Source organism: Sphingomonas abietis, assembly GCF_027625475.1.
In the GTDB taxonomy this organism is placed as follows: domain Bacteria; phylum Pseudomonadota; class Alphaproteobacteria; order Sphingomonadales; family Sphingomonadaceae; genus Solisphingomonas; species Solisphingomonas abietis.
Map to the genome: position 1 here is coordinate 3,342,473 of NZ_CP115174.1, position 21,539 is coordinate 3,364,011.

Sequence of the window (21,539 nt, forward strand, 5' to 3'; positions counted from 1 at the left end):
CAAGCTCGTTCCCGCGCGCCCCTTTTCGCTTGGAGCAAAGTCGTCGCATCGCGACGACCCCGGCGAGGATCGCGTCACCGCTCATGCTATCCGATGGACGCCGCGACGGGCATTCGGCCCCCGCGGCAGTTCGGCCAAAGACCTCCGGATTCAACCGGATGGCCGGAAACGACAGACTAGGAAACGCTCCTTTTATGGCGACCACTGCCAACCCCACCCGCGACGATTTCGCGGCGCTCCTCGACCAGACGCTCGGCAATGCCGATGGCTTTGAAGGCCGCGTCGTCAAGGGCACCGTCACCGGCATCGAGAACGACCTCGTCGTCATCGACGTCGGCCTCAAGTCCGAAGGCCGCGTGCCGCTGCGCGAATTCGCGCCCGCGCCGGGCCAGAAGGCCGATCTCAAGGTCGGCGACGAAGTCGAAGTCTATGTCGATCGCGTCGAGAACATGCATGGCGAAGCGATGCTCAGCCGCGATCGCGCCCGCCGCGAAGCCGCCTGGGACAAGCTGGAAGGCGAATTCGCCAACACCGCCCGCGTCGAAGGCGTGATCTTCGGCCGCGTGAAGGGTGGCTTCACCGTCGACCTCAACGGCGCCGTGGCATTCCTGCCCGGCTCGCAGGTCGACATCCGCCCCGTCCGCGACGTCACCCCGCTGATGGACATCCCGCAGCCCTTCCAGATCCTCAAGATGGATCGCCGCCGCGGCAACATCGTCGTGTCGCGCCGCGCCGTCCTGGAAGAGACCCGCGCCGAGCAGCGCACCGGCCTGATCCAGTCCCTCGCCGAGGGCCAGGTGATCGACGGCATCGTCAAGAACATCACCGATTACGGTGCCTTCGTCGATCTCGGCGGCATCGACGGCCTGCTCCATGTCACCGACATGAGCTACAAGCGCGTCAACCACCCGTCGGAAGTCATCAACATCGGTGACACCGTCAAGGTGCAGATCATCCGCATCAACCGCGACACGCAGCGCATCAGCCTCGGCATGAAGCAGCTCGAGAGCGATCCGTGGGAAGGCGCATCGGCCAAGTACCCGATCGGTGGCAAGTTCACCGGCCGCGTCACGAACATCACCGAATATGGTGCGTTCGTCGAGCTGGAAGCCGGCATCGAGGGCCTCGTCCACGTCTCCGAGATGAGCTGGACCAAGAAGAACGTCCACCCGGGCAAGATCGTCTCGACCTCGCAGGAAGTCGAAGTCGTCATCCTCGAAGTCGACGAGGACAAGCGCCGCATCTCGCTCGGCCTCAAGCAGGCCCAGCAGAATCCGTGGGAGGCCTTCACCGAGAAGCACCCGATCGGTTCGACCGTCGAGGGCGAAGTCAAGAACGCCACCGAGTTCGGCCTGTTCATCGGCCTGGACGGCGACGTCGACGGCATGGTCCACATGTCGGACATCGCCTGGGGCGTGACCGGCGAGGAAGCGCTCGCGCTTCACCACAAGGGCGAGACCGTGCAGGCGGTCGTGCTCGACGTGGACGCCGAGAAGGAGCGCATCTCGCTCGGCATCAAGCAGCTCGAGCGTGGCGGCGTTGCCGGCGGCACGAGCGCGGCCGGTGGTGCCTCGGCTGGCGGCGTGAGCAGCGGCTCGGGCGTCAACAAGGGCCAGACCGTCACCGTCACCGTGCTGGCGGTCAATGACGCCGGCCTCGACGTCCAGATCGGCGACGATGGCGCCCATGGCTTCATCCGCCGTGGCGACCTTGGCCGCGATCGCGACGAGCAGCGTGCCGAGCGTTTCCAGGTCGGCCAGAAGTTCGACGCGATGGTGACCGGTTTCGACCGCTCCAAGAAGCCGACCTTCTCGATCAAGGCGCTTCAGCTCGCCGAAGAGAAGCAGGCCGTGGCGCAGTATGGCTCGTCCGACTCGGGCGCGTCGCTGGGCGACATCCTGGGCGAGGCCCTCAAGGCCCGCCAGTCGGACCAGTAAGACACCGACAGCGGGTGGCTTCGGGCATCCCGACGATGGCCCCTTCCGCATCCGCGGAAGGGGCCATTTTCATTTCGGCCCAAAGGCCTCGTTTTCGTTTCTGTTGCGCAACGTATTCGATGAGTCGCGCGTGACATTGATCCAGTTTTATGGGATTGAATGTGCGGGGGAAGTTTCCAGGACCAGCGACGGGGCTTAACACGATGATCCGATCCGAACTGGTGCAGCGGGTGGCCGATGCCAACCCCGAGTTGCCGCTGAAGGACGTGGAGCACCTCGTCTCCGTCATCTTCGAGGCAATCAGCGCCCATCTGGTGGCGGGAGGCCGCGTCGAGCTGCGCGGCTTCGGCGCCTTCTCCACCCGGGCCCGCGATGCCCGCACCGGCCGCAACCCGCGCACCGGCGAGCCGGTCGATGTCTCGGCCAAGCGCGTGCCCTATTTCAAGCCTGGCAAAGAAATGCGCGAACGCCTCAACGTGGCATGACGACGCGCCAAAGGGCGCCGGGGCCTGACAGAGGGGCTTGACCCCCCTGCCCGCTTCGCCCTTTGTGGCAATCAGTGTGGGCGTGGCGGAACCGGTAGACGCGGGCGACTTAAAATCGCCTTCCCATGGAGTGCGGGTTCGAGTCCCGCCGCCCGCACCAGCCGCATCGGCCAGTCTCGGCCCGGTCGCCCGATCTTTCTCCCACGTGGATCGCCCTGGCCGGCCTCGGCCATATTGCGCTGCGCGGCCGGCCGTGTTTCAGTCCGCGCCACGGCCGCAGAGCCGATCCTTGGGGAAGGAGAGCATCATTCAGGAGAGCTTTGCATGATCGATCGCGTCGCCCACGCCATTCACGCCGCCGTGCCACGCCTTGCGATCAGCGGCGCGGTGCTGGCATGGGACGATCTGAGCGACGAGGCCCGCGCCGAATATCGCATCGCAGCCAGCCGCGCGATCGCGGCGATGCGCATCCCCACCGATGCGATGCTCGATGCCGGCGATCGCCGCGATCTGCCGCACGATGCCGCCAATATCTGGGAACGGATGGTCTTCACCGCGATGTCGGACATGCGCTGAGCCGGACAGCCGGACAGCCGGCCCCACCGCGATCGATGCTCGGCTCAGCGCCGCAGCGTCTTGAGCAGGGTTTCCAATTCGGCGATGTCCTGCGTGGTGAGGCCGTCATTCTCGGCCAGATGCGCGAGCAGCGGCGCAGCGCGGCCACCGAACAGCCGATCGACCAGCCTGCGCGATTCCCGCGCGACATAGGCGTTGCGGGTCACCATGGCGCGATAGAGATAGCGGCGGCCATCCTCCTCATGGGCCAGCACCCCCTTGGCCAGCAGCCGGGCCAGCATCGTCTTCACGGTGCGGTCGCTCCAGTCCCGCACGGGATGAATCCGCTCGGCAACCTCCAGGGCGGTGAGCGGCACCGCGCTGGCCCACAGCACGTCCATCACCGACAGCTCGGCCTCACCGATCCGTTCCGCCAAAACCCACTCCCCTGACTACGATAGTAGTCATAGGTAGGCTTCCGCGCGGTGGTCAAGCACGCAACGGCGGAAAACCGCGGGCTTCACGCCTGGAGCAGGCGCTCCACAAGCTCGGGTTGCAGCTTGCCGGCGAACTCGCAGCCCGCCGCGGTGCCGTCATACCAGACCACCCGGGCCATGAACGGGCCATGCCCGCCGACCTTCAGCCACACCACGCTCTCGGCCGCCAGCGGCTCGTCCACGACGATGCGGAAGCCCGACCGCGACAGATCGGTGACGACCCCCGATACGCTGTTCGAGCCGGCCGGCTCGATCTCGCCATCACGATGCGCGAAGTGGCGGGATTCGCGGCGCGGATCGTCCCGGCGCACCTCAATGACTGCCTGCATCACGTTCACCTTTCATCGGAACGACTGCCGGAGATAAGCAATGCCTGTAAAGCAATGGTAAATGCCATGTTGAGGCTGACGGCCGCCGATCCGGCGCCTAACATGGCCCGCCCATGATCCGCGCATCGCTCCTCGTCTCTGCCCTTCTCGCGCTGCTCGGCGGTTGCCGTCGACAGGAGGATGCCGGCCCGATCGCGGTCAGCGTCGTCGGGCCGGCGCTCGGCTCGGGCGCGGCGACGCCGGTTCGCGGCCAACTCACCGCCCCGGCCGCCGCGCTGATCGGCGCCACCGGGCAGGGGCTGCTGCGCTTCGACGCCGCGGGGCAGGTCGTCCCCGGCACCGCCGCCCGCTGGATCGTCAGCGACGAGGGGCGCAGCCTGATCTTCCGGCTGCCCGACGTGCGGACGCCCGGCACCACCGCGATCGACGCCGCCCAGATCGCCCGCCGCATCCATGCCGCGATGGCGGATGGCAGCGACAATCCGCTCAAGCCCCTGCTCGGTGCGATCAGCGAGGTCGATGCGGTGACCCCGCAGGTGATCGATATCGAGCTCAAGGCGCCGCGCCCGAACATGCTGCAACTGTTCGCGCAGCCGGCGCTGGCGATGGGCGGCGGCGGGCGCGGGCCGCTGGCGATCGTCTCCGCCCGCAACGGCGTGGTGCTACTGCGGCCGCTGCCCGATCCCCAGGCCGATCCCGACAATCCGCCACCGCGCCCGCCCAGGGTGCTGCTGCGCGGAGAGGCTGCCGGGCGGGCGGTGGCACGGTTCGTCGCCGGGGACACAGACCTGCTGCTCGGCGGGCGCTTCGAGGATCTGCCGGTGGCACATATCGCCGCCCTGCCGCGCGGCGTGCTGCACGTCGATCCGGTGAAGGGCCTGTTCGGCCTCGCCTTCGTCGCCGCCGATCATGGCTTCACGACGGAGGCCGGCAATCGCCGCGCGCTCGCCATGGCGATCGATCGCGATCGCATCGGGCGACTGCTCGATATTCCCGGCTGGGCGCCGGCCACCGCGACGATCACCACGCCGACGCCGGAGATTGATCGCCCCGCCGCGCCCGCCTGGACCGGCATCGCCCTGCCGGATCGCCAGACCCAGGCCCGCACCATCCTCCGGCACTGGCAGGCAGCCCATGGCGCGCTGCCGACGCTCAGGATCGCGATGCCGGCCGGCCCGGGGGCGCGGCTGCTGTTCGCCGCGATCGCCAGCGACTGGCAAGCGATCGGCCTGTCCGCCGTCGCGGTGGGACAGGAGGATCCCGCCGATCTGCGCCTGATCGACGACGTGGCGCCGGCCGAGGTCGCCAGTTTCTACCTGCGGGCCTTCGCCTGCGATCGGGGCGTGCCCTGCACCGCCGTCACCGATCGCCTGCTGATCGAGGCGCGCAACGCCAATTCGCTGGCGGAGCGCGCCGTGCTGCTGGCGCAGGCGGACGCGCTGATCACCGACAACGCGCCGTTCATCGCGCTCGGCAACCCGGTGCGCTGGTCACTGGTGTCGCCGGCGCTCGATCTGTACCGCGATTCCCCGCGCGCGATTCATCCGCTGAATGAACTGAGATCGCCCCTCAAGCGCTGAACGGCCTGAAGGAGCCTCCGCGATGCCCATGACCGACCATTTCGACCGCCTCGCCGATCAGATCAAGCTCGGCCGCGATCCCGCCTCGGTGCGCCGCCGGCTCGAACATGCCGAACGCCTGCTCGAGCGCCTGTTCGTGATCCCCGGCATCAACCGGCCGATCGGCCTCGACGTGATCCTCGATATCGTGCCCGGCATCGGCGACGTGTCGGCGGCGGTGCTCGGCGGCTGGATCGTCTGGGAGGCGCGCAACCTCGGCATGTCGAAATGGCAGATGGCGCGGATGGCCGGCAATGTCGGCTTCGATTTCGTGCTCGGGCTGATCCCGTGGGTCGGCGCGATCCCGGATTTCTTCTTCCGCTCCAACACGATGAACCTCAAGATCATCAAGCGCCATCTCGACCGGCATTATCCCGAAAGCGCAATCGTGGAGGGCGAAGCGATCCGCCGCTGAGGCGGCCGCCCCCTCCCGCCGGCAGGCAGGAGGGAGGCCGGCCAGTTCGCCGTCAGGGGGCCTGCACCTTCACCAGATCGCCGGGCTGCGCGCCACCCTGCCCGGCCGGGCAGGTCCGCGGCCGCTTGTCGAGGCCGAGGCAGAGCCAGACCTCTTCCAGCCAGCCATTCTTGTTGACGTTGAGCCGCATCATGTCCGCCCGCATCCCCGGATTGGCGGCGGCGAAGGCGGACTGAAACTGCCCGACGGTCAGCCCGCGCCGGTGCGCCAGGCTGGCCATGTCGGGCGCGTGGATGCCGGCATAGAGGCCATCCTCCAGCTGGAAATACTGGACCGGATCATCGGTCATGCAGCTGCCATGCTTGGCCCATTCATGCTGGAGCAGCTGGGCGGACGGGGTGGCGCCGATCCCGGTCGCGATCTGGCCGTCGGTCAGGATCGCCACCGGATGGCAAAATTGCGGCCAGCGATTGGGGCCGTCGCCATCCGGCCACAGCCCATGGAGCGTGAAGCCGGTGCGCGCGGAGCCGCTGCACTGGGGATCGCCGGTGCCGCCGCCATGCCTGGCATCCGCAAAGCAATGCTCCGGCGTCCAGATCATCGACAGCGTATAGCCGGTCGTCGGCACGCGGCGCGCCGGCTGCCCGGCACTGGGCAATTCGGCATGGGGCCGATCGGCCGCGGCCGCCACGCCCGGCGCCAGCAGGCCCGGCAGGAAGAAAGCCATGATCAGCAGAAGCCAGCGCATCGTGCGACTCTCCAAACAGAACATTAAGGGAACAATGTCATGCCAAATCCTACAGTGCAAGCGCATCCTGCGGCGTTGGTCGCGATCCGTGAATTCCGGTCGAGCCTTAGCGCCCGGCCCCGGCCTCAGGCAAGCGCGAGGTCCAGCCCGATGTCCGCCGCCGGCGCCGACTGGGTGAGCCGGCCGACCGACACATAGGTGACGCCGGTGCCGGCGATCTCGCGGATCGTCTCCAGCGTGACGCCGCCCGAGGCCTCGGTCGGCACCCGCCCGCCGACCAGCGTCACCGCCCCGCGCAGGATCGACGGGGTCATGTTGTCGAGCAGCAGGTGGGTGGCGCCGGCGGCCAGCGCCGGCTCGATCTGGTCGACCCGATCGACCTCGACGATGATGTTGGCGATCCCGGCGGCCGTCGCCCGGCGCACCGCTTCGCCGACATCGCCGGCGACCGCGACATGGTTGTCCTTGATCATCGCCGCATCCCACAGGCCCATGCGGTGGTTGGTCGCACCACCCATGCGGGTCGCATATTTCTCCAGCAGGCGCAGGCCGGGGATGGTCTTGCGGGTATCGAGCAGGATCGCGCCGGTGCCCGCGATCGCATCGGCATAGGTGCGCGCCATGGTCGCGACGCCGGAGAGATGCTGGAGCGTGTTGAGCGCGGAGCGTTCGGCAGTGAGCATGGCGCGCGCCCTGCCCTCCATCCGCATCAGCGCGGTGCCCTTGCGGACGCGATCGCCATCCGCGACCAGCCGCTCGATCGTCACGTCGGAATCGAGATGGCGGAAGAAAGCCTCGGCGATCGGCAGGCCGGCCACCGCGATCGCATCCCGGCTGACCAGTTCGCCGGTGAAGCGGGCGTCTGCGGGGATCACGGCGGCGGAGGTGATGTCTCCGCCCTCACCAAGATCTTCCGCCAGCGTCGCGCGCACGAAGCCGTCGAGATCGAAGCCCGGCAGGCTCCAGCTAAATTCGCTCATGCGTCTCTCCTGATGCGCAGCGTGCCGAGATAATCACGCTTCGCGAGCGGCAGCCCCTCCGCCCGCAGGATCGCGTAGGCGGCAGCGGCGTGAAAATAGAAATTGGGCTGGGAGAAGCTCAGCAGAAACTGATCCGCCGAGAAGGACACGTCGCGCCCGTTCCAGACGAAGATCATGTCGCGGTCGACAAACGCTTCCATCTCGGCCGGATCGATCGCGGCGAGCGCGGCCTCGGCCTGGCGCACCATTGCGCGCAATTCCGCGACGCTCGCTTCGATCGGATCGACGTCGGGCGTGAACCGCCCCTGCCGCACCGCCTCGATCGCGTCCGCGGAGTGCATGACCACCGATTTCACCTGATAGCGGAAATCCAGCATGTCGTCGGCCAGCCGCGCACCAAGCAGACTGGACTGACCGGCGCCGCGCTCGTAGCCGGCAAGCGCGGCCTTGTCGATCAGGCGGGCGATCGAACCCAGAATCTGGATGCACGACGGCACGAACGCCGCATGGAGGGACACGCCCATCTCGCTCTCCCCTCCTCATCGAGGCGGGCCGACCCCGCATCACGGGATCGGCTCATAGCATCGGGGCGGGCGCGATCAACCGGGGGCCGATCACGCCGTCACTCGGTCGCGGCGGCATCCTCGCCGGTGAGGGCTTCCACCGCACGGCGCGCGAGGAACTGCACGCCCCAGCCGATCGCGAAGGTCACCACCAGCGGCGCGACGATCTTGAGCGCACCCTCGGCCAGATAGCCGGTGATCGCGCCCTCGATGCCGCTGTCGCCGTCCTCGCGGTCGATCGTGGCACCGACCAGCATTCCCAGCATGTTGTTCAACGCAAACCTCCTCGCAGGTTGAGCCCGCTGAGCGATCGACGCGCGCTTCCGTTCCGTGCTTTTCGGGCTGGTGTCAGCGCGACCCGAGATCGCCCTTGCCCACCGTCCGGCCGGCCATCTCCAGCATCCGGTCGAGCGGCTTCTTGGCGGCGAGGCGGGTCGCCTCGTCGAGCTCGATGCGGGGCTCCATATCGCGCAGCGCGATGTAGAGCTTCTCCATCGTGTTCATCGCCATGTACGGGCACATGTTGCAGTTGCAGTTGCCGTCCGCACCCGGCGCACCGATGAAGGTCTTGTGCGGCGCCGCTTTCTCCATCTGGTGGATGATGTGCGGCTCGGTGGCGACGATGATCGTCTGTGCGTCACTCTTGAGCGCATAGTCGAGGATCGCGCGCGTGGATCCCACTTCATCGGCATGATCGAGGATGAAGGCCGGGCATTCGGGGTGCGCGGCGACCGGCGCATCCGGATATTGCGCCTTGAGCTTGAGCAGCTCGGTCTCGCTGAACGCCTCGTGGACGATGCACGCGCCCGGCCACAGCAGCATGTCGCGGCCGGTCTTGCGGTTGAACCAGGCGCCCAGATTCTTGTCGGGCGCGAAGATGATCTTCTGGTCCATCGGCAGCTGGGCGAGGATCCGCTCGGCCGAGGACGAGGTGACGATGATGTCCGAGTGCGCCTTCACCGCCGCCGAGCAATTGATGTAGGTCAGCGCGATATGATCGGGGTGCGCGGCGCGGAATGCGGCGAACTGCTCGGGCGGGCAGCTGTCCTCCAGCGAGCAGCCGGCATCCATGTCGGGCAGGATCACGGTCTTCTGGGGCGAGAGGATCTTGGCGACCTCGGCCATGAAGCGCACGCCGCAGAAGGCGATCACGTCGGCATCGGTCGCCGCCGCCTTGGCCGAGAGATCGAGGCTGTCGCCGACGAAGTCGGCAATGTCCTGGATGTCGGGGGTCTGGTAGTAATGGGCGAGGATGACGGCGTTGCGCTCCTTGCGCAGCCGGTCGATCTCGGCCTTCAGATCGAGGCCCTTCAGGCTCATCGCGGGGGCGTTCATGGCATCAACTCCTTGGTCGCCGCGTCCATAGGCACAGGCGAGGCGCTTGTCAGGGGAAATGGTGTCTGCCGGATCGGCGTCAATGGCGGTTGGCGATCACGTCCTGCCACGGCCTGGCGAAATCCATCGGGGTGAAGGGGGCTGGATCGGCGAACGCCTCGCCCTGGAAGCGGACGCGGACGTTCGGGTCCATGCCCGCCGCCTTGAGCGGCAGCGCGAAGCTCTGCGCCACCGCCTGCCGCGCCGCCTGCTTGGCGATGGCGACCGGCGACGGCTCGCGCGCCTGGCGGATCAGCTCCACCCGCGCCGCCTGCTGGTTGGTCTGGTCGAGCGCCTCGCCGCTGTCGGTGAGCTTGAGCAGCAGGCCGCCGCCGTCATAGGCCTTCATCCGCGCCGGATCGATCTCCGGCCCCTCGATCATCAGCGGCGGCAGCGTCACGTCGAGCATGTGGCTATCCTTGTGCCACACCAGGTCGCCGGGCTTCATCTGGCTGAGATCGACCTCGTAGCGCACCCGGCCCGGCATGATCAGGGTCCGCTGGGCGGACAGGCCGAAGCGATGCTGGGTGGAGGTCACCACCGCGACATAGGAGGCGACCAGTGCGGTCAGCCGGCTCTGCGCCTGCAATCCCTGCAAGCTGGCGCTGGCGACGCTTTCCGGATCGGGCGACCAGAAATGATCGAAGGCGCGCTTGCCGAGCAGCGCGGCACCACCGGCGATCAGGACGAACGCCAGCACCATGCCGAGCAATACCTTGAGGACGGTCTTCATCAGGCAGCCAGGCTCCAGATATCGGCGGTGGCGCGCACCCGGCCGCGCGCATCGAGATCGAGCAGATGGGCGAGTACGCTGGCGCCGGCCGCCTTCTCCAGCCGGGGATCGAGGCCCGCATACATTTGCGCCACCATCTCGGGCACCGACCGCGGCCCCTCGCCCAATATGCGCACGATCTGCGCCTCGCGCTGGCGGCGATGGCCAAGCATCCCGCGCAGCAATTGCTTCGGCTTGGTCACCGGCTCGCCATGCGCCGGGAAATAGATCAGGTCGTCGCGCGGCGAGAGCTTGTCGAGGCTGGCCATATAGGCGCCCATGTCGCCGTCCGGCGGCACCACCACGCTGGTCGACCAGCCCATGACATGATCGCCGGTGAACAGCGCCTGCGCCTCGGGTAGTGCGAAACAGAGATGGTTGGAGGTGTGGCCGGGGGTCGCGATCGCCTCCAGCGTCCAGCCGGGGCCGGAGACCGTATCGCCCTCCCCCATCACCCGATCGGGCGCATAGCTGTGGTCGAAGCCGGCTTCGAGGCCGGAGCCGTCGCGCGCCGGGATCGGCGCACAGCCCATCACCGGCGCGCCGGTCGCCGCGGCCAGCGGCTGGGCGGCGGGTGTATGATCGCGGTGGGTGTGGGTGCAGACGATCGCCACGATCGTCTCGCCGGCGGTGGCGGCGAGGATCGCCTCGACATGCGCGGCGATGGCCGGGCCGGGATCGATCACCGCGACCGCGCCATGGCCGACAATATGGGTCTGCGTGCCGGTGTAGGTGAAGGGCGACGGATTCTGCGCCAGCACCCGCCGCACCAAGGGATGCACCGTCTCGAAGAGAGGCTGGTCGGTCATGCTGCGATCACCCTGTCGGCCGATTTTACACATCCGATGCCGGCGATGGGGCCATTAACCACCGAGAGGCGCGGGAAAGGCAGCATCCGTTATGTTGGCACGGCATCTGCATGGTATTGGATGTTCCACGTTCCCGCGAACACCGGCGGGCCGGCGCGATCCACGCGACGGCCCGCCACCCCGCGGAACCGCCCCGGACATTCCCCGAAGCAGCCCGCCGAAATCGGCATTGAGGTTCAGGCCGCCTTGCTGGTGACGCCGGCCGTCTTCATCAGTTCGGCCAGTTCGCCGCTCTCGTACATCTCCATCATGATGTCCGATCCGCCGACGAATTCGCCCTTCACATAGAGCTGCGGGATGGTCGGCCAATCGGAGAAGGCCTTGATGCCCTGGCGGATGCCCTGATCCTGGAGCACGTCCACCGATCCATATTCGACGCCGAGATGGTCGAGGATCGCCACCGCGCGGCTGGAAAAGCCGCACTGCGGGAAGAGCGGCGAGCCCTTCATGAACAGCAGCACCTCGTTGGCGTTCACGGTCTCCGCGATGCGGGCCTGGACGTCGTCGGTCATGTCAATCACTCCAAAGTCGATCTCATGGGGTATAAATCGGTCCCACGCGCGGCAAATTCAAGCGTTCAGGCCAGAGTCAGCCTCTGGCCGGGCAAGCCCTCAGGGCGTGGTGGTGGTGAGCTGGAGCGCGTGCAGCACGCCGCCCATCCGCCCGCCGAGCGCCTCATACACCTTCTGATGCTGGCGAACGCGCGGGATTCCGCGGAACGTTTCGCTCACCACCTTCGCGGCATAATGATCGCCGTCGCCGGCGAGATCGGTGATCTCGACCTCGGCATCGGGGATCCCTGCGCGGATCAGCGCGATGATATCGTCGGCCGCCATCGGCATCAGATCGATCCCATCAGCTGGCGACGCGCCTCGACCTCGCACGCCTTCATCTGCGCGCGGATCACCGCTTCATCGGTCTCGACATTGGCGGAGACGAGATCGCCATAGAGCTTGCGCATCACATCCTCGTCGCCGGCCTCTTCGAACTCGGCCTGGACGACCGCCTTGGCATAGGCATCGGTTTCCTCGGGCGTGAGTTTCATCAACCCCGCCGCCCACTGGCCCAGCAGACGGTTGCGACGCGCGGTGACGCGGAAGGCCATTTCCTGATCATGGGCAAATTGATTTTCGGCCGCCTGCTCGCGATCATCGAAGATATTCATCGGTCAGTTCCTGTTATTACGCGCAAATCATACGGATCGGTGCCCGCACAAGCAACGGCGGCTCGATGTGTCGAAAATCTTTACAGCGCGACCTCATAGGGGGCGGTGGTCTTCGCGGCGATGTCCTCGGCGGTCACGCCGGGGGCGAGTTCGATCAGGCGGAACGGGCTGTCATGATCCTTGCGGCCGAACACGCACAGATCGGTGACGATCATATCCACGACATTCCTGCCGGTGAGCGGCAGCGTGCAGGCGGGGATGAACTTGGCGCTGCCGTCTTTCGAGACATGCTCCATCACCACGATGATCTTCTTGACGCCGGCGACGAGATCCATCGCGCCGCCCATGCCCTTCACCATCTTGCCGGGGATCATCCAGTTGGCGATGTCGCCCTCGCCGGACACCTCCATCGCGCCGAGCACCGCCAGGTCGATATGCCCGCCGCGGATCATCGCGAAGCTGTCGGCCGACGAGAAGTAGCTGGTCTGCGGCAGTTCCGAGACGGTCTGCTTGCCGGCGTTGATCAGGTCCGCATCCTCCTCGCCCTCATAGGGGAAGGGGCCGATACCGAGCATCCCGTTCTCCGACTGGAGCGTCACCTCGACGCCGGCCGGGATATGGTTGGCCACCAGCGTCGGGATGCCGATACCCAGATTGACGTAGAAGCCGTCCTGCAATTCCTGGGCGGCACGGGCCGCCATTTCGTCACGGGTCCAACCCTTGATATCCTGGGGCATCACTGAACCTCCTTCCGGGGCGTCGCCGGATCATGCCATTGCCTGTCGGCAGGGAAGATGTCGCCGGCCCCGCCCTGCAAGGCCGAACCGTAGACGGGATTGGGCATCACGAACCAGCCGCGCCCCCACAGGCCGGCGACAGCAGGCAGCGCGGTCTCGGCGCGGCGGGCGGGAACGCTCGATGCCTCGGCGAACAGATCGGAGAAATCGCCGAGTTGGTCGCCGCCCATCGCGATGACGCAGTAGCGGGCCGCGATGGTGGCGCGGCGGCCGTCCTTGCCGGAACCGTCGGCATCGTCTCCGGCGAGGAACAAGGTCGTGCCATGTTTCGCGGGGCCGATCCCGGCATCGTCGATCGCCTGCTCGGTCGGGCCGGCGTTGAAGGCATTGCGGTTGGTGTTGAAGATCACGGTCACGCCCATGCGGCGGAGCGCGTCCAGCGCCTCCTTGGCGCCCGGCGTCGGCGAGACGGCATGAACGCCGGTCTTCTCCCAGCGCGCCCAGCGATCGTCGAAATCGCGATGCGGGGCGCCGGTCAGGTCGTCATATTCGAAGCCCTGGTTGAGCAGCACCGTCTCGTCGACGTCGAACACGGCGGCCGCCGGCTTGCCGGCACAGGGCACGAATTTCGGATCATCGAGCGTCGCGCCTTCCGCCAGCACGACCGAGCGCCGGTCCTTCCCCTGCATCGCCTCGCCGACATAGAAAGTCAGCGCGCTCCACGCCTGACGGCTGATCGCGGCCGCCTCGGCGGAGCCGTAGAGATACTGCATCCCGGCCAGCTTCGGGTCTGCGGCAGGAGGGTCCGGCGGAAACGCCGGCTTGGCGGTGCCCGCGCACCCCGTCATCGCCAGCGTCAGCAGGAGGACAAGCCGCTTCACGCCGTGTCCCGCTTCCGAACCGTGCGGAACTCGATCCGCTTCTCGTAGGGCGCACCGCAGATCAGCCGGTTGACGTAGATGCCCGGCAGATGGATCGCATCGGGATCGAGCGATCCGGTCGGTACGATCTCCTCGACCTCGGCGACGCAGATCTTGCCGCAGGTGGCCGCCGGCGCGTTGAAGTTGCGCGCGGTCTTGCGGAAGATCAGGTTGCCGGCCTCGTCCGCCTTCCAGCCCTTGATGATCGACAGATCGGCCCGGATGCCGCGTTCCAGCACATATTCCTCACCGTCGAAGACCTTGGTTTCCTTGCCCTCGGCGATCAGCGTGCCGACGCCGGTCTTGGTGTAGAAGCCCGGAATGCCCGCGCCGCCGGCCCGCATCCGCTCGGCCAGCGTCCCTTGGGGCGTGAACTCCACCTCGAGCTCGCCGGAAAGATATTGCCGCTCGAACTCCTTGTTCTCGCCGACATAGCTGGCGATCATCTTCTTCACCTGCTTGGTGCGGAGCAGCTTGCCGATGCCTTCATTGTCGATGCCGGCATTGTTCGACGCGAAAGTGAGATCCTTCACCCCCGAATCCTGAATGGCGACGAGCAGGCGTTCGGGGAGCCCCGAGAGGCCGAAGCCTCCGGATGCGATGGTCATGCCGTCGAACAGCACGCCCTCCAATGCCGATGCCGCATCCTTGAAGGTCTTGTTCGCCATGCGCCTCTTCCTCGTGCCGCCCAACGCCCGTTTACAGCCGCCCGTTAACAGTCGCGCGCGCCAAGCGGAAGCTGGCATCGCGCGACGGGAAGTCTTAAGCCAGCGCGCATGACAACTGATAATCCCGGTCAGCGCGCCGGCGGCCGCATCCTCGTCGATCAGCTTCTGGCGCAGGGCTGCGACCGCATCTTCTGCGTGCCCGGCGAATCCTATCTGGCGGTGCTCGATGCGCTGCACGATTCGCCCGCCATCGATCTGGTCGTCTGCCGGCAGGAGGGTGGCGCCGCCTATATGGCCGAGGCCGACGGCAAGCTGACCGGCAGGCCCGGCATCTGCTTCGTCACGCGCGGCCCCGGCGCCACCAACGCCGCGATCGGCGTGCATACCGCGATGCAGGATTCGACCCCGATGATCCTGTTCATCGGCGATGTGGCGCGCGAGGCGAAGGACCGGGAAGGCTTTCAGGAGATCGATTTCCCCGCGATGTTCGGGCCGCTCGCCAAATGGGCCGCCAAGATCGATGATGCCCGCCGCATCCCCGAATATGTCGCGCGGGCCTATGCGGTCGCGATGTCCGGCCGCCCCGGCCCGGTGGTGCTGGCGCTGCCGGAGGACATGCTGCTCGACGTGGTCGAGGCGGTCGATCGCCCCAAGGTCGTTCGCCCTGCCCAGCCGCCCTGCATCGGCGCCGCCGGCACGCTGGTCGATATGCTGAAGGACGCCGCCGCGCCGATCGCGATCGTCGGCGGCGCCGACTGGGACGACCGCGCCGCGCATGAATTCGCCGCGTTCGCAGAAGGGATCGGCCTGCCGGTCGCCTGCGCCTTCCGCCGGCAGGATGCGATCCTCTCCTCCTCGCCGGTCTATGCCGGCAATCTTGGCTACGGCCCCAATCCCAGGCTGCTGGAGCGGGTCAAGGCGGCGGACCTGCTGCTCGTCGTCGGCGCGCGGCTCGGCGAGGCGACGACCGATGGCTACACGCTGATCACGCCCGAGCATCCCGACCAGATTCTCGTTCACGTCCACCCCGATCCGGACGAGTTGCAGTCGGTCTATCGCACCGATCTCGCCATCTGCGCCGACATGCCCGAATTTGCCGAGACCATGGCGGCGTGGGAGCATGATATCCTGCCGTTCCAGGACGGTGCCGAGGCCCATGCCGATTGGGCGGCGTGGAATACGCCGCAGCCGCGCGAGGACGCGGTGCTCGATCTGGGCGCCTGCGTGGCGGCGATGCGGGCAGCGATGCCGGCCGACACCGTGATCTGCAACGGCGCGGGGAATTATTCCGGCTGGTGGCATCGCTACTGGCGCTATGGGCGGCGCGGCACCCAGTTGGCACCGACCAACGGATCGATGGGCTATGGCGTCCCCGCGGCCGTCGCGGCCGCGCTGCGCAGGCCCGACAGCCGCGTCGTGGCGCTCGCCGGCGACGGCTGCTTCCTGATGAACGGGCAGGAATTGGCGACGGCGGTGGCGCACGGTGCGCGCCTGCTAGTGGTGGTCGTCGACAACGGCAATTACGGCACGATCCGGATGCACCAGGAGCGCGAATATCCGCATCGCGTATCCGGCACCGCGCTGGCCAATCCGGATTTCGCGGCGCTGGCCCGTGCATATGGCGGCTGGGCAGAAATGGTGACGCGCACCGAGGAGTTCGGCCCGGCGCTGGCCCGTGCGCTGGAACAACCCGGCCTCGCCCTCCTCCATCTCAAAACCGATATTGAACAAATCACGCCGGCTGCCCGTTTGAGTAATCTGAACAGGCGATAAAGAAACCATTCCGTCGCTGTTCAGTACGACTCGCCTAGAAAGGCATTCGTAGCGGTCATACTCCGCTGAACAGGATGGAGATTGAATATGCGCAAGCTGATTTCAGGCCTCGTCGCCGCAGGTCTGCTCGCCGGTACTGCCGTTGTCGGCGCCTCGCCGGCTGAAGCCCGCTGGCATGGCGGTTATGGCGGCGGCTATCATGGCGGCTGGCACGGTGGCTATCATCATGGCATCGGCACCGGCGGTGCCATCGGCCTCGGCCTTCTCGGCGTCGGCGTGGGTGCCGCGATCGCGTCGTCGGACCATGATCGCTATTATGACCGCGGTGGCTACGGCTATTACGCGCCGCCGCCCCCGCCGCCGGCCTATTATGGCAGCTATTATGCCCCGCCGCCCCCGCCGCCGGCTTATTATGGCGGCTATTACGGCTACTGAGCCGAACCTGCCGATCGTGAATGAAGGGCGCCGCCACCGAAAGGGAGCGGCGCCTTTCTCTTATGCACCGCCCATCACGAGCCCCTGCCTCGGCCCGATTGCCATATAAGGAAAAGGCGCCACCCCATGGGGGCGACGCCTGTTCCTGCCTGCGAAGGTCGATGCGGGGATCAGATCTTGTCGATCGTGTCCTTCACCGCACCCTTGGCATTGCCGACCGTGGTCTGGACATGGCCCTTGGCTTCCTGGCCTGCGCCTTCGGCTTCGAGGCTACCGTCGTTGCTCTCGCGGCCGATCGCCTGCTTGGCCTTGCCGACGGTCTCGTTGACGGCGCCTTTGATCTTGTCGGTGAGCTCGCTCATATCATGTCTCCTGCGAAACGCGGTCATCCAACCGCCTCGCAGAACACAACAATCATGGAGGCGGGACGTTCCTTGGCTCGCCGCCAGATCGATCAGATCAGGCCGGCGAGCGGGCTCGACGGATCGGCATAGCGCCGCACGCCCATCCGGCCGGCGCGATAGGACAAGCGCCCGCCCTCGACCGCCGCCTTCATCGCCCGCGCCATCAGGATCGGATCCTTGGCCTCGGCGATCGCGGTGTTCATCAGCACGCCGTCGCAGCCCAATTCCATCGCCACCGCCGCGTCCGACGCCTGGCCGACGCCGGCATCGACCAGCACCGGCACCTTGGCGCCTTCGACGATCAGGCGGATCGTCACCCGGTTCTGGATGCCCAGCCCCGATCCGATCGGCGCGCCGAGCGGCATGATCGCCACCGCGCCGGCATCCTCCAGCCGCTTCGCCGCGATCGGATCGTCGACGCAATAGACCATCGGCCTGAAGCCTTCCTTGGCGAGCACCTCGGTCGCCCGCAGCGTCTCGACCATATCGGGATAGAGGGTGCGCGCCTCGCCGAGCACCTCCAGCTTCACCAGATCCCAGCCCCCCGCCTCTCGCGCGAGGCGGAGCGTGCGGATCGCGGATTCGGCGTCGAAACAGCCGGCGGTGTTGGGCAGGTAGGTGATGCGCTTGGGATCGATATAGTCGGTCAGCATCGGCGCCTTGGGATCGCTGACATTCACCCGCCGCACCGCAACGGTCACGATCTCAGCGCCCGAGGCTTCCACCGCGGCGGCGTTCTCCGCGAAATCCTTATATTTGCCGGTGCCGACGATCAGCCGCGAGCGGAAGGTCTTGCCGGCCACCGTCCAGCTGTCCTCGGTGACGGGCGCGGCATGGTCGCCGCCGCCGACAAAGTGGACGATCTCGAGTTCGTCACCATCCTCGACCTTCACCTCGGCCAGCGTCGAACGGGGCACGACCTCGAGATTGCGCTCCACCGCCACCTTGGCCGGTTCCAGCCCCAGTTCGGCCGCCAGCCCGGCCAGCGTCAGGCCATCGCGAATGCGCCGATGCTCGCCGTTGACATAGATCGAGATGGTGCCGTCAGAATGCATGGAGTCGCTCCCGGATAGGAGCGCTGATCTAGGCGCGCCCGCTCAAACCGGCAACCGCATCGCCATGTCGCCAAGCCATTGCATCATCGGCGTGAAGCCGAGCGGGAACATCAGGATCTGCGAGGCGATCAGCAACGGCCCGCCGATCTTCCACACCCGATGCACCCTGCCGCGCGTGATCCGGTCGAACAGGATGCCGGCGACGATGATCAGGTCCGGGCTGGCGAAGGCCGAAAACGGCATGAACGGGTGCAGCGCCGGAATACGTGCCAAGGCCGGGGTGGTCAGCACCACCAGCGACAGCAGGATCAGCCGCTTGTGCGTCTCGGCCTCGCGTCGCCTGGCGATCGCCAGCCCGATCACGATCGCAAAGGTGATCGCACCGACCAGATTGATCGCGAAGAAGGCATAAGGCGTCGGGAAGACCGGGGGCACGCCCCCGCGCATCGATTCGATCGTGGCGAGCACCATCAGCACCACCATCGCCGCCGCGAGCCCTGCGCCTGCATAGCCCAGCGACCGATGCAGCGCGCGATTGCCCGCCGCGATGAGCAGCGGCTGCACGATGGTCAGCACGATCCATGTGGTGAAGACGATGCCGTGGACGATCAGCAACGGCGACAGCGGCCCGAAATGCGGCGGCGCGCCGAGGAAGGGCCGGAGGAACCAGCTCGGCGAGAAGCCGATCAGGACGACCATCCCCACCACCGCCGGAACGCTTGCATAGAAGATTCGATCGGCCCGCAGCCGAGTCCTCGCCACCGTCGCCATGCCCACCCCCTGGCCAGCTCCGGACGGGAAGACTCCTCCCAAACCCGTCCCCGGTCAAGTGCGGTTTGCCAAATCGTGCGGCCGCCCGCTAAGAAGCGCGCTCCGATTTCCCAAGAGAAAAGGCGCGGCATGGCCGACAAGCCCATCGTCTTCGTTCTGAATGGCCCCAATCTCAACATGCTCGGTTTGCGCGAGCCCGAAATCTATGGCGCCGACACGCTCGACGACATCGCCGACATGCTCGACGATCGCGCCCGGGAGCTGGGATTGGAGCTCGATATCCGGCAATCCAACCATGAAGGCCATCTGGTCGACTGGATTCAGGAGGCCAATGCCAAGGGCGCGCAGGCGGTGCTGCTCAACGGCGGCGGCTTCACCCACACCTCGGTGGCGATCCACGATGCGATCAGGGCCGTCACCGTGCCGGTGATCGAGGTCCATCTGTCCAACCCGCACCAGCGCGAAGAATTCCGCCATCACAGCTATATCGGGATGGCCGCGAAAGGCACGGTGGCGGGATTCGGCGCAATGTCGTATCGGCTCGCGCTGGACGCGGCCGCCAAGCTCTGACAGAGCCGGCCTCAACGAAGAATAGAAAGAGGGTCGAGTAATGACCGATGCCCCCGAAGTGACCAATGGTTCGATGCAGATCGATGCCGGGCTGGTGCGCCAGCTCGCCGAGATGCTGGACGCTACCCGCCTGACCGAGATCGAGGTGCAGGACGGCGATCGCCGCATCCGCGTCGCCCGCACCGTGTCGATGACCGCCGCGCCTGCCGTGGCGATGGCCGCTGCCCCCGTAGCCGCCGCACCGGCGGCGGCCGCCACCGCCGCGCCGGTTCTCGCCGCGCCGACCGACCATCCCGGTCTGGTCAAGTCGCCGATGGTCGGCACCGTCTATCTCGCGGCCGAGCCCGGCGCCGCACCGTTCGCCACTCCCGGCAAGCAGGTCGCGGCGGGCGATACGCTGCTGATCGTCGAGGCGATGAAGGTGATGAACCCGATCATCGCCACCAAGGCCGGCAAGGTGACGCAGATTCTGGTCGAGAACGGCCAGCCGGTCGAATTCGACCAGCCGCTCGTCATCGTCGAGTAAGCCTGTGACGATCCGCAAGATCCTGATCGCCAATCGCGGCGAGATCGCCCTCCGCATCCATCGCGCCTGCCACGAGATGGGCATCGAGACGGTCGCGGTGCATAGCACCGCCGATACCGACGCGATGCATGTCCGCCTCGCCGATCAGGCGGTGTGCATCGGGCCGCCGGCTGCGGCCGAGAGCTATCTCAACATTCCGAACATCATCGCGGCCGCCGAGATCAGCGGCGCGGACGCGATCCACCCGGGCTACGGCTTCCTCTCCGAGAACGCGCAGTTCGCCGAGATCGTGGAAGCCCATGACCTGATCTTCATCGGGCCCAAGCCCGAGCATATCCGCACGATGGGCGACAAGATCGAGGCGAAGCTGACCGCGGCCAAGCTCGGCCTGCCGCTGGTGCCGGGCTCCGATGGCCCGCTGTCCGATCTCGCCGAGGCCAAGGCGGTGGCGGCCGAGATCGGCTATCCGGTGATCATCAAGGCGGCGTCGGGCGGCGGCGGCCGCGGCATGAAGGTCGTGGCCGACGAGAGCCAGCTCGGCACGCTGATGCAGCAGGCCGGCACCGAGGCGAAGGCCGCGTTCGGCGACGCGACGGTCTATATGGAGAAATATCTCTCCGATCCGCGCCACATCGAATTCCAGATCTTCGGCGACGGCAACGGCAACGCGATCCATCTTGGCGAGCGCGACTGCTCGCTCCAGCGCCGCCACCAGAAAGTGCTGGAGGAGGCCCCCTCCCCGGTCATCTCGATGGAGCAGCGCGAGGAGATGGGCGCGATCGTCGCCAAGGCGATGGCCGACATGGGCTATCGCGGCGCCGGCACGATCGAGTTCCTCTACGAGGACGGCCAGTTCTACTTCATCGAGATGAACACCCGGCTCCAGGTCGAGCATCCGGTGACCGAGGCGATCACCGGCCTCGATCTCGTCCGCGAGCAGATCCGCATCGCCGACGGCCATCTGCTGACGCTGCGCCAGGAGGATGTCGAGTTCCGCGGCCATGCGATCGAATGCCGGATCAACGCCGAGCATCCGCGCACCTTCGCGCCCTCGCCGGGGCTGGTGAAGGGCTATCATGCGCCGGGCGGCATGAACGTCCGCGTCGATAGCGGGCTCTACGCCGGCTATCGCGTACCGCCTTATTACGACTCGATGATCGCCAAGCTGATCGTCTGGGGGCACACCCGTGAGGGCGCGCTCCGCCGCCTGCGCCGCGCGCTGGAAGAGTTCGTGATCGACGGCGTGACGACGACGATCCCGCTTCACCAGGCGCTGCTCGACGATCCCGAGTTCCAGGAAGGCGACTACACGATCAAGTGGCTGGAACAGTGGCTGGCCAAGCAGGAGGACTGAGCGATCTCGGCCGGCTCC

General features: G+C 67.0%; 28 protein-coding genes and 1 tRNA gene. 11 read left to right on the forward strand and 18 right to left on the reverse strand.

From position 1 onward, the window contains the following. The first annotated feature begins 194 nt into the window (after nt 1-194). From rpsA to PBT88_RS15790, 4 genes are all read left to right on the forward strand, one after another. On the forward strand, nt 195-1,937 hold the full coding sequence (rpsA, locus tag PBT88_RS15775) for a 30S ribosomal protein S1 (protein ID WP_270076271.1): 1,743 nt from the start codon (nt 195-197) through the stop codon (nt 1,935-1,937). Between the two features lie 203 nt (nt 1,938-2,140). Next, a complete protein-coding gene (locus PBT88_RS15780) occupies nt 2,141-2,422 on the forward strand; it encodes an integration host factor subunit beta (RefSeq protein WP_270076272.1) in 282 nt (93 codons plus the stop codon). Nucleotides 2,423-2,498: 76 nt separating this feature from the next. Beyond that, nucleotides 2,499-2,582: transfer RNA gene (locus PBT88_RS15785), tRNA-Leu, on the forward strand. A 164-nt stretch (nt 2,583-2,746) separates the two neighbouring features. Continuing rightward, nucleotides 2,747-2,998 (forward strand): hypothetical protein, encoded by a 252-nt coding sequence (locus PBT88_RS15790; protein ID WP_270076273.1) that lies wholly within the window; start codon nt 2,747-2,749, stop codon nt 2,996-2,998. Nucleotides 2,999-3,042: 44 nt separating this feature from the next. On the opposite strand, the gene PBT88_RS15795 is transcribed toward PBT88_RS15790, so the two are convergent. Next, nucleotides 3,043-3,414, reverse strand: a complete 372-nt coding sequence (locus tag PBT88_RS15795; RefSeq protein WP_270076274.1) for a BlaI/MecI/CopY family transcriptional regulator — start codon at nt 3,412-3,414, stop codon at nt 3,043-3,045. 83 nt (nt 3,415-3,497) lie between these two features. Then, nucleotides 3,498-3,803, reverse strand: a complete 306-nt coding sequence (locus tag PBT88_RS15800) for a PilZ domain-containing protein (RefSeq protein ID WP_270076275.1) — start codon at nt 3,801-3,803, stop codon at nt 3,498-3,500. Nucleotides 3,804-3,916: 113 nt separating this feature from the next. Here PBT88_RS15800 and PBT88_RS15805 point away from each other — a divergent pair, with 113 nt between their 5' ends. Next, nucleotides 3,917-5,383 carry an ABC transporter substrate-binding protein gene (locus tag PBT88_RS15805; protein WP_270076276.1) on the forward strand — a complete coding sequence of 489 codons (1,467 nt, stop codon included), beginning with the start codon at nt 3,917-3,919 and terminating at the stop codon, nt 5,381-5,383. 22 nt (nt 5,384-5,405) lie between these two features. Further along, nucleotides 5,406-5,837: a DUF4112 domain-containing protein gene (locus PBT88_RS15810; RefSeq protein WP_270076277.1), complete on the forward strand. Its 432-nt coding sequence runs from the start codon at nt 5,406-5,408 to the stop codon at nt 5,835-5,837. A 52-nt stretch (nt 5,838-5,889) separates the two neighbouring features. On the opposite strand, the gene PBT88_RS15815 is transcribed toward PBT88_RS15810, so the two are convergent. The 13 genes from PBT88_RS15815 to PBT88_RS15875 all read right to left on the reverse strand — a co-directional run bounded on the left by PBT88_RS15815 (nt 5,890) and on the right by PBT88_RS15875 (nt 14,633). Then, entirely contained in the window at nt 5,890-6,585 is a 696-nt protein-coding gene (locus PBT88_RS15815; protein ID WP_270076278.1) for a ribonuclease T2 family protein, read from the reverse strand. A gap of 125 nt (nt 6,586-6,710) precedes the next feature. Beyond that, entirely contained in the window at nt 6,711-7,565 is an 855-nt protein-coding gene (gene nadC, locus PBT88_RS15820) for a carboxylating nicotinate-nucleotide diphosphorylase (protein ID WP_270076279.1), read from the reverse strand. Then, nucleotides 7,562-8,089, reverse strand: a complete 528-nt coding sequence (locus PBT88_RS15825; RefSeq protein WP_270076280.1) for a DUF1993 domain-containing protein — start codon at nt 8,087-8,089, stop codon at nt 7,562-7,564. Before PBT88_RS15825 ends, nadC begins: the two co-directional genes overlap by 4 nt. A 98-nt stretch (nt 8,090-8,187) precedes the next feature. Beyond that, nucleotides 8,188-8,403 carry a hypothetical protein gene (locus PBT88_RS15830; protein WP_407696468.1) on the reverse strand — a complete coding sequence of 72 codons (216 nt, stop codon included), beginning with the start codon at nt 8,401-8,403 and terminating at the stop codon, nt 8,188-8,190. Between the two features lie 73 nt (nt 8,404-8,476). Then, on the reverse strand, nt 8,477-9,463 hold the full coding sequence (gene nadA / locus PBT88_RS15835; RefSeq protein ID WP_270076281.1) for a quinolinate synthase NadA: 987 nt from the start codon (nt 9,461-9,463) through the stop codon (nt 8,477-8,479). A gap of 79 nt (nt 9,464-9,542) precedes the next feature. After that, nucleotides 9,543-10,235, reverse strand: coding sequence for a DUF4230 domain-containing protein (locus PBT88_RS15840; RefSeq protein WP_270076282.1), 693 nt, complete (start codon nt 10,233-10,235; stop codon nt 9,543-9,545). Beyond that, on the reverse strand, nt 10,235-11,083 hold the full coding sequence (locus PBT88_RS15845; protein WP_270076283.1) for an MBL fold metallo-hydrolase: 849 nt from the start codon (nt 11,081-11,083) through the stop codon (nt 10,235-10,237). Before PBT88_RS15845 ends, PBT88_RS15840 begins: the two co-directional genes overlap by 1 nt. A 236-nt stretch (nt 11,084-11,319) precedes the next feature. Continuing rightward, complete coding sequence (gene grxD / locus PBT88_RS15850; protein WP_270076284.1) at nt 11,320-11,655, reverse strand: Grx4 family monothiol glutaredoxin; 336 nt, start codon at nt 11,653-11,655, stop codon at nt 11,320-11,322. A 99-nt stretch (nt 11,656-11,754) separates the two neighbouring features. Beyond that, entirely contained in the window at nt 11,755-11,985 is a 231-nt protein-coding gene (locus PBT88_RS15855; RefSeq protein ID WP_270076285.1) for a BolA family transcriptional regulator, read from the reverse strand. After that, a complete protein-coding gene (locus tag PBT88_RS15860) occupies nt 11,985-12,308 on the reverse strand; it encodes a DUF1476 domain-containing protein (protein WP_270076286.1) in 324 nt (107 codons plus the stop codon). The genes PBT88_RS15855 and PBT88_RS15860 overlap by 1 nt, the downstream gene beginning before the upstream one ends. 80 nt (nt 12,309-12,388) lie before the next feature. Further along, complete coding sequence (locus PBT88_RS15865; protein ID WP_270076287.1) at nt 12,389-13,045, reverse strand: CoA transferase subunit B; 657 nt, start codon at nt 13,043-13,045, stop codon at nt 12,389-12,391. Then, nucleotides 13,045-13,893, reverse strand: a complete 849-nt coding sequence (locus PBT88_RS15870; protein ID WP_407696566.1) for an HAD family acid phosphatase — start codon at nt 13,891-13,893, stop codon at nt 13,045-13,047. Before PBT88_RS15870 ends, PBT88_RS15865 begins: the two co-directional genes overlap by 1 nt. 29 nt (nt 13,894-13,922) lie before the next feature. Further along, entirely contained in the window at nt 13,923-14,633 is a 711-nt protein-coding gene (locus PBT88_RS15875; protein ID WP_270076289.1) for a CoA transferase subunit A, read from the reverse strand. A gap of 108 nt (nt 14,634-14,741) precedes the next feature. Here PBT88_RS15875 and PBT88_RS15880 point away from each other — a divergent pair, with 108 nt between their 5' ends. Both PBT88_RS15880 and PBT88_RS15885 read left to right on the forward strand, forming a co-directional pair. Next, the gene (locus PBT88_RS15880; protein ID WP_270076290.1) at nt 14,742-16,406 is read left to right on the forward strand and encodes a thiamine pyrophosphate-binding protein; all 1,665 of its coding nucleotides are present in this window, start codon (nt 14,742-14,744) and stop codon (nt 16,404-16,406) included. A gap of 87 nt (nt 16,407-16,493) precedes the next feature. Then, the gene (locus PBT88_RS15885) at nt 16,494-16,841 is read left to right on the forward strand and encodes a hypothetical protein (protein ID WP_270076291.1); all 348 of its coding nucleotides are present in this window, start codon (nt 16,494-16,496) and stop codon (nt 16,839-16,841) included. A 170-nt stretch (nt 16,842-17,011) separates the two neighbouring features. On the opposite strand, the gene PBT88_RS15890 is transcribed toward PBT88_RS15885, so the two are convergent. The 3 genes from PBT88_RS15890 to PBT88_RS15900 all read right to left on the reverse strand — a co-directional run bounded on the left by PBT88_RS15890 (nt 17,012) and on the right by PBT88_RS15900 (nt 19,005). Continuing rightward, entirely contained in the window at nt 17,012-17,203 is a 192-nt protein-coding gene (locus PBT88_RS15890) for a CsbD family protein (RefSeq protein WP_270076292.1), read from the reverse strand. A gap of 92 nt (nt 17,204-17,295) precedes the next feature. Beyond that, complete coding sequence (gene thiS / locus PBT88_RS15895; protein WP_270076293.1) at nt 17,296-18,300, reverse strand: sulfur carrier protein ThiS; 1,005 nt, start codon at nt 18,298-18,300, stop codon at nt 17,296-17,298. Between the two features lie 42 nt (nt 18,301-18,342). Continuing rightward, entirely contained in the window at nt 18,343-19,005 is a 663-nt protein-coding gene (locus PBT88_RS15900) for a hypothetical protein (protein ID WP_270076294.1), read from the reverse strand. Between the two features lie 195 nt (nt 19,006-19,200). On the opposite strand from PBT88_RS15900, the gene aroQ reads away from it, so the two are divergent. Genes aroQ through accC form a run of 3 tightly spaced genes read left to right on the forward strand, consistent with a single transcriptional unit; the run spans nt 19,201 to nt 21,521 of the window. Further along, nucleotides 19,201-19,641, forward strand: a complete 441-nt coding sequence (aroQ, locus tag PBT88_RS15905; RefSeq protein ID WP_270076295.1) for a type II 3-dehydroquinate dehydratase — start codon at nt 19,201-19,203, stop codon at nt 19,639-19,641. Between the two features lie 40 nt (nt 19,642-19,681). Then, complete coding sequence (gene accB, locus PBT88_RS15910; protein WP_270076296.1) at nt 19,682-20,167, forward strand: acetyl-CoA carboxylase biotin carboxyl carrier protein; 486 nt, start codon at nt 19,682-19,684, stop codon at nt 20,165-20,167. 4 nt (nt 20,168-20,171) lie between these two features. After that, complete coding sequence (gene accC, locus PBT88_RS15915; RefSeq protein ID WP_270076297.1) at nt 20,172-21,521, forward strand: acetyl-CoA carboxylase biotin carboxylase subunit; 1,350 nt, start codon at nt 20,172-20,174, stop codon at nt 21,519-21,521. The last annotated feature ends 18 nt before the right edge of the window (nt 21,522-21,539 follow it).

Excerpts from the sequence above, each read along its gene's own strand:
- rpsA (WP_270076271.1), top strand. The coding sequence starts at position 195 with ATGGCGACCACTGCCAACCCCACCCGCGACGATTTCGCGGCGCTCCTC.
- PBT88_RS15780 (WP_270076272.1), top strand. The coding sequence starts at position 2,141 with ATGATCCGATCCGAACTGGTGCAGCGGGTGGCCGATGCCAACCCCGAG.
- PBT88_RS15790 (WP_270076273.1), top strand. The coding sequence starts at position 2,747 with ATGATCGATCGCGTCGCCCACGCCATTCACGCCGCCGTGCCACGCCTT.
- PBT88_RS15800 (WP_270076275.1), bottom strand. The coding sequence starts at position 3,803 with ATGCAGGCAGTCATTGAGGTGCGCCGGGACGATCCGCGCCGCGAATCC.
- PBT88_RS15805 (WP_270076276.1), top strand. The coding sequence starts at position 3,917 with ATGATCCGCGCATCGCTCCTCGTCTCTGCCCTTCTCGCGCTGCTCGGC.
- PBT88_RS15810 (WP_270076277.1), top strand. The coding sequence starts at position 5,406 with ATGCCCATGACCGACCATTTCGACCGCCTCGCCGATCAGATCAAGCTC.
- PBT88_RS15815 (WP_270076278.1), bottom strand. The coding sequence starts at position 6,585 with ATGCGCTGGCTTCTGCTGATCATGGCTTTCTTCCTGCCGGGCCTGCTG.
- nadC (WP_270076279.1), bottom strand. The coding sequence starts at position 7,565 with ATGAGCGAATTTAGCTGGAGCCTGCCGGGCTTCGATCTCGACGGCTTC.
- PBT88_RS15825 (WP_270076280.1), bottom strand. The coding sequence starts at position 8,089 with ATGGGCGTGTCCCTCCATGCGGCGTTCGTGCCGTCGTGCATCCAGATT.
- nadA (WP_270076281.1), bottom strand. The coding sequence starts at position 9,463 with ATGAACGCCCCCGCGATGAGCCTGAAGGGCCTCGATCTGAAGGCCGAG.
- PBT88_RS15840 (WP_270076282.1), bottom strand. The coding sequence starts at position 10,235 with ATGAAGACCGTCCTCAAGGTATTGCTCGGCATGGTGCTGGCGTTCGTC.
- PBT88_RS15845 (WP_270076283.1), bottom strand. The coding sequence starts at position 11,083 with ATGACCGACCAGCCTCTCTTCGAGACGGTGCATCCCTTGGTGCGGCGG.
- grxD (WP_270076284.1), bottom strand. The coding sequence starts at position 11,655 with ATGACCGACGACGTCCAGGCCCGCATCGCGGAGACCGTGAACGCCAAC.
- PBT88_RS15855 (WP_270076285.1), bottom strand. The coding sequence starts at position 11,985 with ATGCCGATGGCGGCCGACGATATCATCGCGCTGATCCGCGCAGGGATC.
- PBT88_RS15860 (WP_270076286.1), bottom strand. The coding sequence starts at position 12,308 with ATGAATATCTTCGATGATCGCGAGCAGGCGGCCGAAAATCAATTTGCC.
- PBT88_RS15865 (WP_270076287.1), bottom strand. The coding sequence starts at position 13,045 with ATGCCCCAGGATATCAAGGGTTGGACCCGTGACGAAATGGCGGCCCGT.
- PBT88_RS15870 (WP_407696566.1), bottom strand. The coding sequence starts at position 13,893 with ATGACGGGGTGCGCGGGCACCGCCAAGCCGGCGTTTCCGCCGGACCCT.
- PBT88_RS15875 (WP_270076289.1), bottom strand. The coding sequence starts at position 14,633 with ATGGCGAACAAGACCTTCAAGGATGCGGCATCGGCATTGGAGGGCGTG.
- PBT88_RS15880 (WP_270076290.1), top strand. The coding sequence starts at position 14,742 with ATGACAACTGATAATCCCGGTCAGCGCGCCGGCGGCCGCATCCTCGTC.
- PBT88_RS15885 (WP_270076291.1), top strand. The coding sequence starts at position 16,494 with ATGCGCAAGCTGATTTCAGGCCTCGTCGCCGCAGGTCTGCTCGCCGGT.
- PBT88_RS15890 (WP_270076292.1), bottom strand. The coding sequence starts at position 17,203 with ATGAGCGAGCTCACCGACAAGATCAAAGGCGCCGTCAACGAGACCGTC.
- thiS (WP_270076293.1), bottom strand. The coding sequence starts at position 18,300 with ATGCATTCTGACGGCACCATCTCGATCTATGTCAACGGCGAGCATCGG.
- aroQ (WP_270076295.1), top strand. The coding sequence starts at position 19,201 with ATGGCCGACAAGCCCATCGTCTTCGTTCTGAATGGCCCCAATCTCAAC.
- accB (WP_270076296.1), top strand. The coding sequence starts at position 19,682 with ATGACCGATGCCCCCGAAGTGACCAATGGTTCGATGCAGATCGATGCC.